This is a genomic window from Streptomyces sp. S3(2020) (assembly GCF_013044505.1).
GTDB lineage: Bacteria > Actinomycetota > Actinomycetes > Streptomycetales > Streptomycetaceae > Streptomyces.
Genome location: NZ_JABERD010000104.1, coordinates 16,498 through 33,515, shown reverse-complemented (window position 1 = coordinate 33,515; position 17,018 = coordinate 16,498). Strand labels below are relative to the sequence as shown.

The window sequence follows — 17,018 nt, the reverse complement described above, 5'->3', positions numbered from 1 at the left end:
CGGGGGCGGTGGTGTTGAAGGGCCAGGGCGTGGCGGGGGCCGACGGCGAAGGGGGTGCCGAAGTGACGGCCAGCGGGACGATCGCCTCGGGCGGCTGTACGGCCTGGGCCGCGGACTGTTCGGGCGCGGCGCCCGGGACGCCCTTGACGGTGCCGTCGGGGTCGAGGAAGGCCGGGTCGCCGCCGGGGACCATGCCGAGCTCACGGGCGCGGCGCTGGAGGGCGTCCGGGGCGGAGTAGGAGTCGATGTCGCGCTGGAGAGCCTGCTCCTGGTCGGTGAGGCTCTTGGTCTCCTTCTGGAGGTCGTCGAGTTTGAACGACCCCTCGGAGAGCGCGGAGTTCAGCACGAGGAGCCCGATGAGACCACCGCCGAGCAGCAGGACGACGAGGAGTACGAACGGGGTGCGGGCGGCCTGTCCCCGGCCCCCCGCGGTCGGGAAGAGCCGCGCCAGACGAGCGGCCCGCCCCTTGAGTTCAGGTTTCCTACTCACCGCACCTCCAGTGAGTCCGGTTTCCCCACTCGCTCACGCGCCCCGGCCCCCTCGTGTCCGTCATTCCAGCGCCTCCCTGATCCGCTCGGCTCCGCGCAACCGCGCGGGCGCCGCCCGCCGGTTCTCGGCGACCTCTTCCTCCGTGGGAAGTTCGGCACCACGCGTGAGCAGCTTGAGCCGCGGCTGGTACTGCTCGGGGACGACGGGCAGCCCGGGGGGCGCGGTGGTGGCGGCACCGGCCGCGAACACCTGCTTGACCAGGCGGTCCTCCAGCGAGTGGTACGACAGGACGGCGATCCGCCCGCCGACCGCGATGGCCCGTACGGCGGCCGGGATCGCCCGCTCCAGGACGGCGAGCTCACCGTTGACCTCGATGCGCAGGGCCTGGAAGGTGCGCTTGGCCGGGTTGCCGCCGGTGCGCTTGGCGGCCTGCGGCAGGGAGTCCCGGATCAGCTCGACGAGCCGGGCGCTGTTCGTGAACGGCTCCTTGTCGCGCTCGCGCACGATCGCGGACACGATCCGCTTGGCCTGCTTCTCCTCGCCGTACGCCCGCAGGATCCGGACGAGTTCACCGGCCGGGTAGGTGTTGAGGACCTCGGCGGCGCTGACGCCGGTCGTCTGGTCCATGCGCATGTCGAGCGGGGCGTCCTGGGCGTAGGCGAAACCGCGGTCGGCCTCGTCGAGCTGCATGGAGGAGACACCGAGGTCGAAGAGGACGCCCTGCACGCGCGGGAGGCCGAGCCGGTCCAGTACCTCGGGCAGTTCGTCGTAGACCGCGTGGACGAGGGTGGCGCGCTCCCCGTACGGCGCGAGGCGCTCGCCGGACAGGCGCAGGGCCTCCTTGTCGCGGTCGAGGGCGACGAGCCGGGCCTCGGGGAACTGCTGGAGCAGTGCCTCGCTGTGGCCGCCGAGGCCGAGCGTGCAGTCGACGACGACGGCTCCGGGGGCCTGCAGGGCGGGGGCCAACATGTCCAGGCACCGCTGGAGCATCACCGGGACATGTCGACTCTGGCTCAAGGGGCCCTCTCAGGTCCGGCGGGGCGGTACGCACCGCCGGGTCCCCGTCCGCTCGTGAAGGGGAGGGCCTGCCGGCGCCGGAAGCGTCAGCCGGCCGGGAGCGGGAGGAGGCCGAGCCGTACGTGCGCGCCGCGCACGTGGGGAGATCCGGCGACCTGGCCGGTTTCTCCTGGGGATTTCAGTCCAGCAGGGAGACCTCGCCTCCCGCTTCGCGTCACTTTAGTCCACGGTGACTCGCGGTCAATCAACCGGCCTGCGCGTCGCGGCCCGGCGCGGAAGGCACTTCCTCACTCTTGTGGGTTACCTCACAGTGAGCACGTGATAACGCTCTTTTTCCCTTCTCACAACAGGACCGGAAACGCCGTGACCAGTACCGTCATGGCTATGACGACTTCCGCATCCACCGCCGCCAACGCGGTCATAGACCGCCTCGTCGAGGCGAACGAGCGGTACGCCGCCGCCTTCAGCGACCCCGGCATGGACGCCAGTCCCGTCCTGCACGTCGCCGTCGTGGCCTGCATGGACGCCCGTCTCGACCTGCACAAGGCGCTCGGCCTGGAGCTCGGCGACTGCCACACCATCCGCAACGCGGGCGGCGTGGTCACCGACGACGTGATCCGCTCGCTCACCATCAGCCAGCGCAAGCTCGGCACCCGCAGCGTCGTCCTCATCCACCACACCGGCTGTGGCCTGGAACAGATCACCGAGGACTTCCGCACCGACCTGGAGATGGAGGTCGGCCAGCGCCCGGCCTGGGCCGTGGAGTCCTTCCGGGACGTCGACCAGGACGTACGCCAGTCCATGCAGCGGGTGCGCACCAACCCCTTCCTGCTGCACACCGACGACATCCGCGGGTTCGTCTTCGACGTGAAGACGGGCCTGCTGCGCGAGATCGACCCCTCCTGACCCACCGCCGAAGCTGTCGTTCTCCTGTTGATTTCCGGTTCAGGGGTGCCCAAAAGGTCGCAAGCCCCGACATATCGCAGGCAGTTGTCCACAGGCGAGTGACACGAATCGGTAACGGCAGCAAGAATGCGGGGATGGACGTCGCGCGGAACGTATTCCGTACGGTGTCCGTGATTCGGGGTGGGCCGGTCCGCAACGCAGAGCGTCGGCCCGGAGAAAGAACGGGCCGAGGAGGGCCGGGTGACGACCTATGACGATCGAGCGAGCCTCACAGATCTGACTGCCACTGTGGAGCGTGTCCGCAGTTCGGTAGAGGGTGTGATCGAGGGCAAGCCCGAGGTCGTACGGCTTTCGCTGACCGTACTGCTCGCCGAGGGGCATCTTCTGATCGAGGATGTTCCGGGCGTCGGCAAGACCATGCTCGCGAAGGCACTGGCGCGGTCCATCGACTGCTCGGTGCGGCGTATTCAGTTCACGCCCGACCTGCTGCCCTCGGACATCACGGGTGTGTCCATCTGGGATCAGCAGCGCCGGGACTTCGAGTTCAAGCCGGGTGCGATCTTCGCGCAGATCGTGATCGGCGACGAGATCAACCGCGCCTCGCCGAAGACCCAGTCCGCACTCCTGGAGTCCATGGAGGAGCGGCAGGTCACCATCGACGGGCAGACGTACGAGCTGCCGAGCCCGTTCATGGTGGTGGCCACGCAGAACCCGGTCGAGATGGAGGGCACCTACCCGCTGCCGGAGGCCCAGCGCGACCGCTTCATGGCGCGTGTCTCCATCGGCTACCCCAGCGCGGAGGCCGAGTTGCAGATGCTCGACATCCACGGCGGGGCGAGCCCCCTGGACGACCTCCAGCCGGTGGCGCACGCGCACGACATCGTGAAGCTGGTCGACGCCGTCCGCGGCGTCCACGTCGCCGACACGGTGCGGCGGTACGCGGTGGAGCTGGTCGCCGCCACGCGCACCCACCCCGACCTGAGACTCGGCGCCTCCCCGCGCGCGACGCTGCATCTGCTGCGCGCGGCGAAGGCGGCCGCAGCCCTCAGCGGCCGGGACTACGCGCTGCCGGACGACATCCAGGCACTCGCCGTGGCCGTCCTGGCCCACCGGCTGCTGCCCACCGCCCAGGCCCAGCTCAACCGGCGCACCTCGGAGCAGGTGGTCCAGGAGATCCTTCAGCGCACCCCGGTGCCCCAGCAGCAGGGCGGCGTCGGACTCGGGCACGGCACCCAGGCATACGGCCAGCAGCCGCCGCGGAGGCTGTGATGACCACCGCCGCCGGGCCGGGCCACAGCGAGGCCGACCGGGGCGACAAGGGTGGGGTGCGCGCCGCGCTGGCCGGTCTGACGACCCGCGGCCGCTCGTTCCTGGCCGCCGGGATCGCCGCCGCCATCTGCGCGTACGTCCTGGGGCAGAGCGATCTGCTCCGGGTCGGCCTGCTCCTCGCGGTGCTGCCGCTGGTCTGCGCGACCGTGCTCTACCGCACCCGCTACCGGGTGGCCGGCAGCCGCCGGCTCTCCCCCGCGCGCGTGCCCTCCGGCAGCGAGGCCCGCGTCCATCTGCGGATGGACAACGTCTCGCGGCTGCCCACCGGTCTGCTGATGCTCCAGGACCGGGTGCCCTACGTCCTCGGCCCGCGCCCCCGCTTCGTGCTGGACCGGGTCGAGGCGGGCGGCCGCCGCGAGGTGTCCTACCGCGTCCGCTCCGACCTGCGCGGCCGCTATCCGCTGGGCCCGCTCCAGCTGCGCCTGACCGACCCGTTCGGCATGTGCGAGCTGACCCGGTCCTTCTCCTCGTACGACACCCTGACGGTGATCCCGCGCGTGGAGCCGCTGCCGCCGGTGCGCTTCAGCGGCGAGGCGAAGGGGTACGGCGACGGACGGCAGCGTTCGCTCGCCCTGGCCGGCGAGGACGACGTCATCCCGCGCGGGTACCGCTACGGCGACGATCTGCGCCGTGTCCACTGGCGTTCCACCGCGCGCTACGGCGAGCTCATGGTGCGCCGCGAGGAGCAGCCGCAGCGCTCCCGCTGCACGGTGCTGCTGGACACCCGGGGCCTCGCCTTCCGCGGCGCGGGCCCCGACTCGGCCTTCGAGTGGGCCGTGTCGGGCGCGGCGTCGGCGCTGGTCCACATGCTCGAACGGGGCTTCTCCGTAAGACTGTTGACGGACACCGGCAGTTCGGTGCCCGGCGAGGGCGCGGACGGCTTCGCGGGCGCTAGCCAGGAGTCGGCGGACGCGGCCGGGCTGATGATGGACACCCTCGCGGTGATCGACCACTCCGACGGCACGGGTCTGTCCCGGGCGTACGACCTGCTGCGCGGGGGCAACGAGGGGCTGCTGATCGCCTTCTTCGGCGACCTCGACGAGGAGCAGGCCGCGGTGGCCGCCAAGATGCGTCAGCGCAGTGGCGGCGCGGTCGCCTTCCTGCTGGACAGCGGCGGCTGGGGACGGGAACCGACCGATGTGGCCGGGCCGTTGGACAGGAGCGAGGAGCGGTTGCGGATGCTGCGTGAGGCGGGCTGGACGGTACTGAGCGTGCCGCGGGGCGCCGCCTTGACCGAGTTGTGGCGCCAGGCGGACCGCGAGCGCACCGGCATCGGTGCGCCGAACGGACCGGGCAGTGAGGGGGCACGCACATGAGCGGGCGGGCACGACTGGCGCTGTGCGCCTGGGCGGCCACCCTGATGGCGTCCTGCGCCCTGCTGCCCCTGGTCGAACCGGCCTCGTGGATCCTTCAGGCGGCCCTGCTGCTCGGCGTCCAGGCGCTGGTGGGCGCGGCGACCCGGCGGGTGCCGCTGGCCCGGCCGCTGACCGTGGCCGCGCAGGCCCTGGTCACGCTGATGATGCTGACCCTGGTCTTCGCCCGGGAGCAGGCGGTCGCCGGGCTGGTCCCGGGTCCGGAGGCGTTCCAGCGGTTCGCCGATCTGCTCCAGCAGGGCGGCGACGATGTCGCGCGATACGCGATCCCGGCACCGCTGGAGTCCGACGGCATCCGGCTGATGATCATCGGCGGTGTGCTGGTCATCGGTCTCGCGGTGGACACCCTCTCGGTGACCTTCCGCAGCGCGGCTCCGGCCGGGCTGCCGCTGCTGGCGCTGTACTCCGTCGCCGCGGGTCTGTCCGACGGCGGCGCCGACTGGCTGTGGTTCCTGGTCGCGGCGGCCGGCTATCTGATGCTGCTGCTGGCCGAGGGACGCGACCGGCTCTCCCAGTGGGGCCGGGTCTTCGGCGGGGCTCCGCGCACCCCGGGCGGGGAGCCCGGCATGGTGGCGCCGGTCCGCACCGGGCGGCGCATCGGCGCGGTCGCGCTGGGGCTCGCCCTGGTGGTACCGGTCGCGCTGCCCGCGATGGACGGCGGCCTTCTGGACGGCACCGGGGCGGGTGTGGGCGGCGGCAGCGGGAGCGGCGGCACCATCTCCGCGGTGAACCCGCTGGTGTCCCTGCGCGACAACCTCAACGTGGACGAGGACCGCCAGGTCCTGTCCCTGCGCACCGATCCCGAGGACCAGGGGAGCCTCTATCTGCGGATCGTGTCGCTGGACGACTTCGACGGCCGGACCTGGAAGCCGTCCAAGCGCAACATCGAGAAGGTGCCGGACGAGTTCCCCACCCCGGTCGGGCTCGGTGCCGACATCCGGCGCGCCGAGATCACGACCACTGTCACGGCCGCCGAGGACTACCGGCAGGACTGGCTGCCGATGCCGTACCCGCCCAGCGGTGTGCAGATCGACGGGGACTGGCGCTACGAGCCTGAGGGCATGACCCTCGTCGGCGACCACGACCAGACCACGGGCGGGGCGACGTACGAGGTCAAGAGCCTCGTCGTACAGCCGACGGCCGAGCAGCTGGCGGCGGCTCCGGCCCCGCCGGCGGCCCTGAGGCGTGAGTACACCGAGGTCCCGGACTCGCTGCCGGCGGTGGTCGCCAAGACGGCTCGTGAGGTCACCCAGGGCTCGGCGAACCACTACGAGCAGGCGGTCAAGCTCCAGGAGTACTTCTCGCTGACCGGTGGTTTCCAGTACGACACCCAGGTGCAGGTCGGCTCCGGCTCCGAGGCGATCGCCCGGTTCCTGAAGTACAAGCAGGGCTTCTGCGTCCACTTCTCCTTCGCGATGGCGGCGATGGCCCGCACCCTCGGCATTCCGGCCCGGGTGGCGGTGGGCTTCGCGCCGGGTACACCGGAGGCCGACGGCACGGTGACGGTGGGGCTGCGGGACGCCCACGCCTGGCCCGAGCTGTATTTCGAGGGCGTGGGCTGGACCCGCTTCGAGCCGACTCCGACCCGGGGCACCCAGCCCGCGTACACGCAGACGGACAGCCCCAACAGCAACCTGCCCGACCCGGGTGTCCCCTCCCGGTCGGCCAGCGCCGCGCCCTCCACCGCCCCCTCGGCGAGCGAGAGCTGCACGGCGGAGCAGAAGAAGCTGGAGGCGTGCCCGAGCGAGTCCGCCGCGGCCCTGCCGGTCACCGGCGGCGGTGGTCCGAAGTGGACCGTCGTGTTCGCCTGGGTCCTCGGCGGGCTCGCCGCGCTGGCGATCCCACTGGCGCCGATGCTGTGGCGTCGGCGCACCCGGGCGGTACGGCTGGGGGCACACGGCCGCAGCGAGGCGGACGCGGCGCTGCACACCCTGGCGGTCTGGCTGGAACTGACCGACACGGCGTGGGACTTCGGGATCCTGCCGGACGATTCGCAGACCCCGCGCAAGGCGGCGGCGCGGATCGTCAGACTGGGACATCTCGATCCGACGGCCGCGGACGCGGTGCACCGGGTGGCGGACGCGGTGGAGCAGGTTCTCTACGCGCCGCGGCCACGCCCGACGGCGGGGCTGGCCGAGGACGTCCGGCGGGCGATCGCCGGACTGGCCGACCCGGTGACCCGGCGTACGGAGCTGCGGGCGATCTTCGCCCCGCGTTCCACCGTACGGGTGGTGTGGGCGCTCTCGGAGTGGTGGACCGGCGTGACGGCCCGTGTGGCGGCCCGTGTGGCGGCGGCCAGGCCGACGCTGCGCAGGCGGCCGTCGGGCCAGGAGGGCTGAGCCCCCGGACGAACGGCTGAGGCCCCGACCCGTGCGAGCGGGTCGGGGCCTCGGCCATTGGTCGAAGCCATGGATCGGGTGATCACCGAAGAGACGATCGGCACAGTGAAAAGGGCGTGCGTGAGGGGGTGACCGCCTCCCGGGCGGTCACCCCCTCACGCATCAGCTGCTGGTCGAGCTAATGGCCGCCCTGTTCGTCGCGGCGCTTCTGCCAGCGCTGCTCGATACGGTCCATCATGGAGCGCTTCTGCCTGGCCTGACGGCGCGCGTGCGGGGCACCGGCCGCGGGCTGTTCGCCCGGCTTGGGAGCCTTGCGCCAGCCGGTCACGGCGAGTACCGCACAGCCCAGCATGACGAGGAAGCCCACCACGCTGAGCCAGACCTGCTTGGCGACCATTCCTGCCATGAGGAGCGCGATACCCACGAGGAAGCCCGCGACCGCCTGGTAGACCCGTCGCCGGGTGTACGTGCGCAGCCCGCTTCCCTCAAGCGCTGTCGCGAACTTGGGATCTTCGGCGTACAGCGCTCGCTCCATTTGCTCGAGCATTCGCTGCTCGTGCTCCGAGAGCGGCACGGAGTCCTCCTCATCGTGCAGTCGCCGGGGCGACCCGGGGGGTCCCTTCAGGATAGGCAGGGAATCGCCCCCGTGAAACCCGCCCCTCTACGCCAATTGGCCAACCGGGATTCCGCCATGAACGTCCCGGCCCGCTAGATCTTGCATTCCCCAGCGGCCGACCCGTCATGCCGGACGGTCTCCCTCGATCATACGGCGCTGGGCGCCCGATCGGGGGGCCTGTGGCGTACTCCATCTGCACCCAAGTCCCTGATCAGCGCTGCACCAGGAGAGCCGCCTCAGGCCTCGACGGTCCCTCGCGTCTCACCGAGCACGTGAAGCTGTGTGGCCACGGAGTGGAAGGCGGGGAGTTCGGCCGCCGCCTCCTCCAGCTTGAGCAGGGCTTCCAGGGCTCCGGGCTCGGTGTCGACCAGCACTCCGGGAACCAGGTCCGCGAAGACCCGCACGCCGTGCACGGCACCGACCACGAGGCCCGCGCCCTCGACCAGCTCGGTGAGCTGGTCGGCGGTGAAGCGCCGCGGGACAGGGTCACCGGTGCCCCAGCGTCCGTGCGGGTCCTCCAGCGCCTGCTTGGCCTCCTTGAAGTGGCCGGCGAGGGCGCGGGCGAGCACGGCGCCGCCGAGGCCCGCGGCGAGCAGGCTCAGGACTCCCTCGGAGCGCAGGGCGGCCACCACGTTGCGGACGCCCTCGGACGCGTCGTCCACGTACTCCAGGACGCCGTGGCACAGCACCGCGTCGTAGGCGCCGCGCTCGACCACGTCGAAGAGACCGTGGGCGTCGCCCTGGACACCGCGCACCCGGTCGGCGACGCCGGCCTCGGCGGCACGGCGCTCCAGGGCGAACAGCGCGTTGGGGCTGGGGTCGACGACGGTGACGCGGTGGCCGAGGCGGGCGACGGGCACGGCGAAGTTGCCGCTGCCGCCGCCGGTGTCGAGGACGTCCAGCGCGTCCCGGCCCGTGGCCTTGACCCGCCGTGCGAGGGCGTCCTGGAGGACCTCCCAGACCACGGCGGTACGGAGAGAGGCGCGGGGTCGCAGGGGGTCCGACACGGCAGTTGACTCCTCGGCGGGGCGAACGGGCTGCCCTCCCCGTCCGGGGTACCGGAGAAGGAAGGCTTCAGGCGCCCTCCACCCTATTGCCTCCGTCACCTCGCCCCACCATCACGGCATGCCGCCCGGACGCACGTCTCACACAGCGGACCTCGGGAGACGGCACCCGCTCGGGAGGGATCAGCCGGCGTCCGGCATGTCCCGGCCCCTGTCGTGGTCGTCGGGCTCCGGCCGGTCCGTGTCCTGGCGGGGCTGGGGCAGGACCGGCTGGAGGACCAGCATCCGTTCGACGAGGCGCAGGAACATCGCCACGTCGCGTATGAGGTCGTCGGCGTCCCGGCGGCTGGCCGCGCCCTGGATGCCGGCCTCGGCACGCGCGCGGCGCCGGGCGCCGGCGGCGAAGAGCGCGCTCCACTCGGCGAGCTCGGGCGCTATCTCGGGGAGCACTTCCCAGGCGCTCCGGATCTTGGCCCGGCGTCGGGTCGAGGGCTCCGGGCGCCCGCGCGCGGCGAGCACGGCGGCGGCGGTGCGCAGGGCGGCGAGGTGGGCGGTCGCGTAGCGCTCGTTCGGTGTCTCCAGGACGGCGGACTCGTCGAGTCCGGCTCGGGCCTGGGCGAGCAGGTCGAGTGCGGCGGGCGGGGCCGTGGTCCGGCGGAGCACGGGGTGCACGTCGCTCGCCGGGCCAGTCAGTGAGGGGGCAGGACCGGTGGCACGGCGCCGACGGGCGGCTGCTGCGTGATAGCTGGCCATGACGAACCTCCTGTCGTCTGCGTGACGGCGTTGTGGCCGTATGTGCCCATCGTGAGGTATGGCACTGACAATCCGTTCTGACCTGCACTTTTGCTTCGATCGAAGGTTCGGGTTAGTTTTTGCACTGACCAGTCAGTTCAAAAACTCAGGGGGTGGGCTGTGGGCGGAGTCGCCGTCACAGCCGAGGGCTTCGGGCTCAAGGGGCCGCGCGGCTGGGCCTTCCGCGGGATCGGCCTCGACGCGGAGCCCGGCGCACTGATCGCGATCGAGGGGGCGTCAGGGTCGGGCCGTACATGTCTGCTGCTCGCGCTCACCGGGCGGATGAAGGCGTCCGAGGGGACGGCGGCCGTAGGCGGGGCCCGGCTGCCGAAGTACCTCGCGGCGGTGCGGCGGATGAGCGCCGTGGCCAATGTCGCCGGTGTCACCGACCTCGACCCGGCGCTGACCGTCGGGGAGCACCTGCGCGAACGGGCGCTGTTGCAGCACCGGTTCGGCGACTCGGTGCGCGGGCTGCTGCGGCCGCGTGCCGAGCGCGTGACCGAGGCGAGGCTGCGGATCGACACCGCCCTGACCGCCGCCGGTCTCGACCGGGATGCCCTGCCCAAGGGCTCGCGGACCGCCGTACGCGATCTGGAGCGGCTGGAGGCGCTGCGGCTGTCGATCGCCCTCGCGCTGATCGGGCGCCCCCGGCTGCTCGGCGTGGACGACGCCGATCTGAAGCTGTCCGCCGCGGAACGGGCCGAGGTCTGGGCGCTGCTGGCCTCGATCGCCGAGGCGGGGACCACCGTCCTCGCGGTGTGCGGTGAGGCCCCCGAGGAGGCCGCGAAGGTGTCCACCCGAAACACCGCTCAGAGCTCCACCGAGGACACCGTCCAGGAGAAGGAGGACACCGATGCGCTCGCCGCGACTGGCCGCGCTTGAGCTCCGGCGCTTCGGACGGGGGAAGCTGCCGCGGGCCGCATTGGTGGCCCTGCTGGTGCTGCCCCTGCTGTACGGCGCCCTGTATCTGTGGTCGTTCTGGGATCCGTACGGCCGGCTCGACCGCATCCCCGTGGCGCTCGTGAACGACGACAAGGGGGCGACCGCCGACGGGAAGAAGCTCGCGGCGGGCGACGACATCACCCGGGGGCTGCACGACAGCGACGTCTTCGAGTGGCACGAGGTGAGCGCCGCCGAGGCACGCGCGGGCGTGGAGGACGGCAGGTACTACCTGTCGCTGACCGTGCCGACCGACTTCAGTGCGCGGATCGCGTCCAGCGCGGGCGACTCGCCGGAGACCGGCGCGCTTCAGGTGCGGACCAACGACGCGAACAACTACATCGTCGGGCAGATCTCGCGCACGGTCTTCAGCGAGGTGCGCCAGGCCGCGTCCACGAAGGCGTCGCGGTCCTTCCTGGACCGGATCTTCATCTCGTTCTCCGACATCCACGGCGCGACGGTCAAGGCCGCCAAGGGCGCCGACAAGCTGGAGGGCGGCCTCGGGAAGGCCGAGAAGGGGTCCAAGGACCTCGCGGACGGGCTGAAGGACGCCAAGAGCGGCAGCGGAGACCTGGCCAAGGGGCTGAAGAAGCTCGACAAGGGCGCGGGCGACCTCCAGGACGGCTCGCAGCAGGTCGCGGAGGGCACCCAGACGCTCGCCGACAAGGTCAACGGGGTCGCGGAGAAGGTGGGTCCGTTCCTGGCGGACAACGAGAAGACGATCGGTGACACCGCCCAGCTCGTCGCGGACTCCAGCAAGGCGATCCGCAAGCACCTGGACACCCTGGTGACGACGGCCCCCGTCGCCGCCGAGGGCGCCCGCACCGCCTCCGACACGCTGGCCGGCGTCTACACGGCGCGCTGCGAGAAGGCCCTGCTGCCCGACGCGGCCTGTGCCGACCTGGAGAAGGCCAGGGACGCGGCCGCCGACGTGGCGACCGTCGCCGAGGACCTCGACACCCTCGTGGGCGACCAGGACGGCGACCTGAAGAAGCTCGACAAGAACCTGGCGACCCTTCAGAAGCAGGCCCAGGCGCTCGCCGACCGGGCGCCGCACCTCTCCGAGGACCTCGGCGACGCGGTCGCCAAGGTCAACGAGCTGAACAAGGGCGCGGGGAAGGTCGCCGCGGGCGCCAAGAAGCTGCACACGGGGCTCGGTACGGCCAGGACCGGCGCCGGTGACCTGGACGAGGGGGTCGGCGAGCTCAAGACCGGCGCCGACGATCTGAACGGCGGCATGTACAAGCTCGTCAACGGCTCCGGCAAGCTCTCGGACGGGCTGCACGACGGCGCCGACCGGATCCCCGACTACGACCGGCAGGACCGCGACGAGCGGACCGAGGTCATGGCCGACCCCGTCCAGCTGGTCTCCAAGGACATGCACAAGGCGCCCAACTACGGCACCGGGTTCGCCCCTTACTTCATCCCGCTGTCCTTGTGGGTGGGCGCGATGGTGGCGTACATGCTGGTCGCACCGATGAACCGGCGTGCGCTCGCCGCGGGCGCCCCCGCGTGGCGGATCGCGCTGGCGGGCTGGCTGCCGGTGGTGGCGGTCGGGGTGCTCCAGACGGTGGCCCTGATGTCGGTGCTGCACTGGGCGATCGGCCTCCAGATGGTGCGGGCGGCCGGCACGGTGGGCTTCCTGTTCCTGGTGACGGCGTGCTTCGCGGCGATCGTGCAGTGGCTGAACGCCCGCTTCGGGGCGGCGGGCCGGATCCTCGTCCTCGCCTTCCTGATGCTCCAGTTGACGTCCGCGGGCGGCACGTACCCCGTGCAGACCAGCCCGGCCTTCTTCAACGCGCTCCACCCCTTCCTGCCGATGAGCTATGTCGTCGAGGCGCTCCGCAGACTCATCACGGGTGGCGGTCTCGGTCCGGTCTGGCACGCGTGCGTGGTGCTCGTCGCCTTCACCGCGGGCGCGCTCGCGCTGACCGCGCTGTCGGCCCGCCGCCGCCAGGTGTGGACGCTCGACCGGCTGCACCCGGAGCTGAGCCTGTGACCTCGACGACCTCCGGGACCCCGGCAGCTGTGAGAATCGGGGTCATGGAAAGCAGCAGCGGCAGCACACGCCGCGAGGCCACCCGGCAGAAGCTCTACGAGGCGGCCGTCACGCTCATCGCGGAGCAGGGCTTCTCCGCCACCACCGTCGACGAGATCGCCGAGCGGGCCGGGGTGGCGAAGGGCACGGTCTACTACAACTTCGCGAGCAAGTCCGTCCTCTTCGAGGAGCTGCTGCGGCACGGTGTGGGACTGCTCACCGCCTCTCTGCGGGAGGCGGCGGAGCGGACGGCGGCGGACGGCGGCAGCAAGACGGACGCCCTGGACGCGATGATCCGGGCCGGCCTGGTCTTCATCGACCGCTACCCGGCCTTCACCCAGCTGTACGTGGCCGAGCTCTGGCGCACCAACCGGGCCTGGCAGTCCACGCTCATGGTGGTCCGGCAGCAGGCGGTGGCGGTCGTGGAGGACGTGCTGCGCGAGGGCATCGCGAACGGCGAGTTCCACGAGGCGATCGATGTCTCCCTGACCGCGTCCGCCCTGGTCGGCATGGTGCTGGTGGCGGCCCTGGACTGGAAGGCGTTCCAGGCGGAGCGTTCCCTGGACGATGTGCACTCGGCGCTGTCACGGCTGTTGCAGGGCCGGGTGAGCGGCCGGGGCTGAGCCGGCGGTACGCGCGCGTAGACAGACGAAAGCGCCGGTCCGCTGTGGCCGCGTCCCCCGCGGGCCACCTCGAACCGGCGCCTTCTCGTGCTCCCCCGTTTTCCCCCGTGTCCCCCGTTGGACCCCCGTTCGGTCGTTCCCCCGGGTCCCCCGTGCCTCGCTCCCGCCGACTTCCGTCGGCGGAAGGAGCGGATCCGGGGCGGCTCCACTCCGGCGCCCCGTGTCGCCGGTGCCGGAGCCGTTCCCCTTCTCCGTGGCTCCACTCTCTCGTTCACGCAGGTCGGCGCCCATCCGCGCGCGTACTCATCTCGCCCACTAGGTACGGATACTCAGACCTGCGCACTCAAGCCCAGGACGCTCCGTTGCCCAGTGGTTACGATCGCCTCCGTGTCGGTACTCCCTCTCGTCTTCACCAGCGGCTGGGCCAGCGGAATCAACGCGTACGCCGTCGTGCTGCTGCTCGGCCTCTTCGGCGCGACCGGGCTGAGCGACGAAGTCCCCGAGACGCTCCAGCGTCCTGAGGTCCTCATCACAGCCGGCGTGCTGTTCCTGTGCGAGGCGGTCGCGGACAAGATCCCGTACGTCGACTCGGCGTGGGACTCGGTCCACACGGTGATCCGCCCCGCCGCGGGCGCCTGGGTCGGCGCGGTGCTCGCCGGGCAGAGCGGTTCGCTCAACGACGCGGTCGCGGGTCTGGTCGGCGGTTCGACGGCGCTGGCCAGTCATGCCGTCAAGGCCGGGACGCGGATGGCGGTCAACAGCTCGCCGGAGCCGTTCAGCAACGTGATCGTGAGCCTGGCCGAGGATCTCGGGGTCGCCGGAATCATCACCTTCGCCATATTCCATCCGGAGGCGGCGGCGGTCATCGCGGCCGTACTGCTGGTCGGCGGCCTGGTGATACTCGTCTTCCTGATCTCCCGGATCCGACGGTTCCTGCGCCGGCGGGCGCAACGGCGGGAGGAGAGACGGCTGGCGGGTCGGACGGGACACCCACCGGGCTGGTGACGCACCGCGCCGATGCCCCCTGGCAGTCCCGCGGCGCCGCCCGCGGCCGGGGTTGTCAGTGGCGGCCGATAAAGTCGCAGGCATGGCACGGATTGCGGTGATCGGCGCCGGGATGGGCGCGATGGCGGCCGCTGCCCGGCTGGCCGTCGCGGGCCACCGGGTGGCGGTGTACGAGCGTACGGAGACGTACGGCGGTGCGGTGCGCCGTCTCGAGCGCGACGGTTTCGCCTTCGACACCGGACCGGGCCTGCTCACCCTGCCCGCGGTCTACCGCGATCTGTTCGTCAAGACCGGCAAGGAACCGCTGGAGTCGGTCGTCGACCTGGTCCAGGTCGACCCGTCGACGCGGCACGTCTTCGCGGACGGCACGGAGGCCGACCTGCCGAACGCCTCCCGCGCGGGTGTCGTCTCGGCGCTGGACGCGGCGCTCGGCTCGGACGCGGGCGCCCGCTGGGGCGACTTCCTGGTCCGGGCCCGCGAGGCCTGGGACCGCACGCGCAGGCCGCTCCTGGAGGAACCCCTCTGGCCGAACTGGTCGGTGCTGGCCGACCGCGAGCCCTATCCGTCGGTCCCCCACAAGAAGCTGCTCCGCACCCGCCGGGCCGGCACACTCGCCGAGGTCGGCGCCTGGGAGCTGCGCGATCCGAGACTCGTCGCCCTTCTGGAGAGCCACGCCCTCGCGTACGGCCTGGACCCGAGGGTCGCCCCGGCGAGCGCGGCGGTGCTGCCGTACATGGAGCACGCCTTCGGCACCTGGTATGTCCGGGGCGGCATGCGGGAGTTGGCGCGCGCGGTGTACGAGCGGTGTGTGGCGCGCAGGGTGGAGTTCCACTTCGGCGTTGAGGTCACCAGGGTTCTGGAGAAGGACGGCAGGGCGGCGGGTCTTGAGCTCGCTGACGGGACGGTGGCGGAGGCGGAGTTCGTGGTCGCCGGTGTCGCGCCCGAGGTGCTGAGCCGCTGTGTGCGGGGTACGGCGGTGAGGGAGGACGGTGGCGTTCCTCCGCTGAGCGGGCTGCCGAGCCGTATCACGGTGCTGGTGGCGCTGCGCGGCGGGCGCCCCGAGGGGGCGGCGCATCGGACGGTCGTGCACGCGCAGGACCGGGAGCGTGAGCTGGAGCTGCTGTTCGGCTCGTCCTGGGGGCTCGACGCGCGCCCCACTCTCACCGTCCTGCGCCCCGACGACCCCGGTGTGGTCCCGGGCCCGGACCACGAGGCGATCACCCTCACCGCCACGGTGCCCGCCCACGCCGACCGGGACCGGCCGGCCTCCGAGGTCTACGACGATCACGCGGACGCGCTGATCACCGCTGCCGAGCGTGCCGTACCGGACATACGCGAGCGCCTGCTCTGGCGCGAGGTGCGCGTCCCGGCCGATATCGCGGATGCGACCGGCGCGGAGGGAGGCGCGGTCCCCGCCCCGGCTCTCGCCGCGGCCGAGGGACGCCTGCTGCACCCGGCGAACACCACCGGGCTCCCCGGCCTGTTCACCGTCGGCGGCTGGTCACACCCCGGCGGCGGTCTCCCGCACGCCGGTATGTCGGGTGCGCTGGTGGCCGGGCTGATCGTGGAGGGGCCGGAGTTCCGCGGCTCTCAGTGACCGCGGGTCAGAAGCGGTACTGCTCGTCGTAGCCGTTCCCCTGCTGGCCGTTGCCCTGGTAGGGGTACTGCTGCTCCTGCGGGAGTTCGCCGCCGTACGTCTCGTCGGTGCGCTGCTGCGGGACCCACACACCGCCGGCCGGGGTCTCGCCCGCGTAGGTGGGGTTGCCGTACTGGTCCTGGCCGTAGGCCTGCTGGCCGTACTGCTGCTGACCGCCGTAGGAGGTGTCGTAGCCGCCGTAGGTCTGGGTGCCGATGTACGGGTCGGAGTAGGCGGCGTACTGCTGCTGTCCGGCCATGTCGTAGCCGTACTGCTGCTGGTCGTAGCCGGTGTAGCCGTCGTAGCCGTACTGCTGCTGGTCGGCGCCCTGGGCGGCCGTCGCGTACTGGTCCTGGGTCTGGCTCTGACCGGCGTACGCGCCGTCGTTGTATATGCCGTAGGAACCGGTGTCGTCGGGCATCGGCTGCGGCTCGTAGACCGCGGTGGTCTCGGCGGCCGCGGGGCGGGCGGGCGTGAAGACGTCGTCGCGGTCGTAGTCGTCCTGGCCGTAACCGGAGGCGTTCGAGGTGTAGTCGCCCTCGTCGCCGTAAGCGGCGTCCGTCGCCTCGAGGTCGGAGACCTCCAGTGTCGGCTCCTCGCGGCCGCGTTCGCGGCGACCGCCGCGCTTGCCGCCGACCAGGCCGCCCAGGGCCTCCGGCGGATTGACCGCCCAGCCCTGTTCGAAGCCGCGGCGGAAGGAGAGGGTGACGTAGGTCTGGCCGACCGCGAAGGCGATGGCGCCCAGTCCGATGACGACCACCGAGGGGATGAGGACACCGAGCACGACGCCAAGGAAGCCGGCGAAGGCGAGCAGTCGCCAGCGCAGCCGCGCCTTGTACTGCAGCAGCACCTCACCCAGCAACCACAGCGCGACGATTCCGAACGCGATGTAGAGGACCGTCCAGCCCATG

At 71.9% G+C, this 17,018-nt stretch carries 15 protein-coding genes; 9 read left to right on the top strand and 6 right to left on the bottom strand.

Annotated elements, in window-relative coordinates; genetic code table 11:
• A partial coding sequence (locus HLK59_RS28720; RefSeq protein ID WP_171144441.1) for a septum formation initiator family protein occupies positions 1-490 on the bottom strand: 490 nt, incomplete at its 3' end.
• A 60-nt stretch (positions 491-550) separates the two neighbouring features.
• Positions 551-1,507, bottom strand: a complete 957-nt coding sequence (gene rsmH / locus HLK59_RS28715; protein ID WP_171144440.1) for a 16S rRNA (cytosine(1402)-N(4))-methyltransferase RsmH — start codon at positions 1,505-1,507, stop codon at positions 551-553.
• Positions 1,508-1,885: 378 nt separating this feature from the next.
• Between rsmH and HLK59_RS28710 the strand changes: the two genes are divergently transcribed.
• The 4 genes from HLK59_RS28710 (at position 1,886) to HLK59_RS28695 (ending at position 7,454) form a co-directional block, all read left to right on the top strand.
• Positions 1,886-2,413, top strand: a complete 528-nt coding sequence (locus tag HLK59_RS28710; RefSeq protein WP_206327700.1) for a carbonic anhydrase — start codon at positions 1,886-1,888, stop codon at positions 2,411-2,413.
• Between the two features lie 240 nt (positions 2,414-2,653).
• Entirely contained in the window at positions 2,654-3,682 is a 1,029-nt protein-coding gene (locus HLK59_RS28705; RefSeq protein WP_171144439.1) for a MoxR family ATPase, read from the top strand.
• On the top strand, positions 3,682-5,058 hold the full coding sequence (locus HLK59_RS28700) for a DUF58 domain-containing protein (protein ID WP_171144438.1): 1,377 nt from the start codon (positions 3,682-3,684) through the stop codon (positions 5,056-5,058). Before HLK59_RS28705 ends, HLK59_RS28700 begins: the two co-directional genes overlap by 1 nt.
• Complete coding sequence (locus tag HLK59_RS28695; protein WP_171144437.1) at positions 5,055-7,454, top strand: DUF3488 and transglutaminase-like domain-containing protein; 2,400 nt, start codon at positions 5,055-5,057, stop codon at positions 7,452-7,454. Before HLK59_RS28700 ends, HLK59_RS28695 begins: the two co-directional genes overlap by 4 nt.
• Before the next feature lie 178 nt (positions 7,455-7,632).
• Here the strand turns inward: HLK59_RS28695 and HLK59_RS28690 are convergent, their stop codons facing one another.
• The 3 genes from HLK59_RS28690 to HLK59_RS28680 all read right to left on the bottom strand — a co-directional run bounded on the left by HLK59_RS28690 (position 7,633) and on the right by HLK59_RS28680 (position 9,827).
• Entirely contained in the window at positions 7,633-8,028 is a 396-nt protein-coding gene (locus tag HLK59_RS28690) for a DUF3040 domain-containing protein (protein ID WP_171144436.1), read from the bottom strand.
• Positions 8,029-8,306: 278 nt separating this feature from the next.
• Positions 8,307-9,077, bottom strand: coding sequence for a methyltransferase (locus HLK59_RS28685; protein ID WP_171144435.1), 771 nt, complete (start codon positions 9,075-9,077; stop codon positions 8,307-8,309).
• Positions 9,078-9,257: 180 nt separating this feature from the next.
• Positions 9,258-9,827, bottom strand: a complete 570-nt coding sequence (locus HLK59_RS28680; protein WP_171144434.1) for an SAV_6107 family HEPN domain-containing protein — start codon at positions 9,825-9,827, stop codon at positions 9,258-9,260.
• Between the two features lie 159 nt (positions 9,828-9,986).
• Between HLK59_RS28680 and HLK59_RS28675 the strand changes: the two genes are divergently transcribed.
• The 5 genes from HLK59_RS28675 (at position 9,987) to HLK59_RS28655 (ending at position 16,068) form a co-directional block, all read left to right on the top strand.
• On the top strand, positions 9,987-10,748 hold the full coding sequence (locus HLK59_RS28675) for an ATP-binding cassette domain-containing protein (RefSeq protein WP_171144433.1): 762 nt from the start codon (positions 9,987-9,989) through the stop codon (positions 10,746-10,748).
• Entirely contained in the window at positions 10,720-12,804 is a 2,085-nt protein-coding gene (locus HLK59_RS28670; protein WP_171144432.1) for a YhgE/Pip domain-containing protein, read from the top strand. The genes HLK59_RS28675 and HLK59_RS28670 overlap by 29 nt, the downstream gene beginning before the upstream one ends.
• A gap of 44 nt (positions 12,805-12,848) precedes the next feature.
• Complete coding sequence (locus HLK59_RS28665) at positions 12,849-13,466, top strand: TetR/AcrR family transcriptional regulator (RefSeq protein WP_171144431.1); 618 nt, start codon at positions 12,849-12,851, stop codon at positions 13,464-13,466.
• Between the two features lie 387 nt (positions 13,467-13,853).
• On the top strand, positions 13,854-14,471 hold the full coding sequence (locus HLK59_RS28660; protein WP_171144430.1) for a DUF4126 domain-containing protein: 618 nt from the start codon (positions 13,854-13,856) through the stop codon (positions 14,469-14,471).
• Positions 14,472-14,553: 82 nt separating this feature from the next.
• Positions 14,554-16,068 (top strand): NAD(P)/FAD-dependent oxidoreductase, encoded by a 1,515-nt coding sequence (locus tag HLK59_RS28655; RefSeq protein WP_171144429.1) that lies wholly within the window; start codon positions 14,554-14,556, stop codon positions 16,066-16,068.
• A 7-nt stretch (positions 16,069-16,075) separates the two neighbouring features.
• Here the strand turns inward: HLK59_RS28655 and HLK59_RS28650 are convergent, their stop codons facing one another.
• A complete protein-coding gene (locus HLK59_RS28650; RefSeq protein WP_171144428.1) occupies positions 16,076-17,017 on the bottom strand; it encodes a hypothetical protein in 942 nt (313 codons plus the stop codon).
• Position 17,018 lies beyond the last annotated feature (1 nt).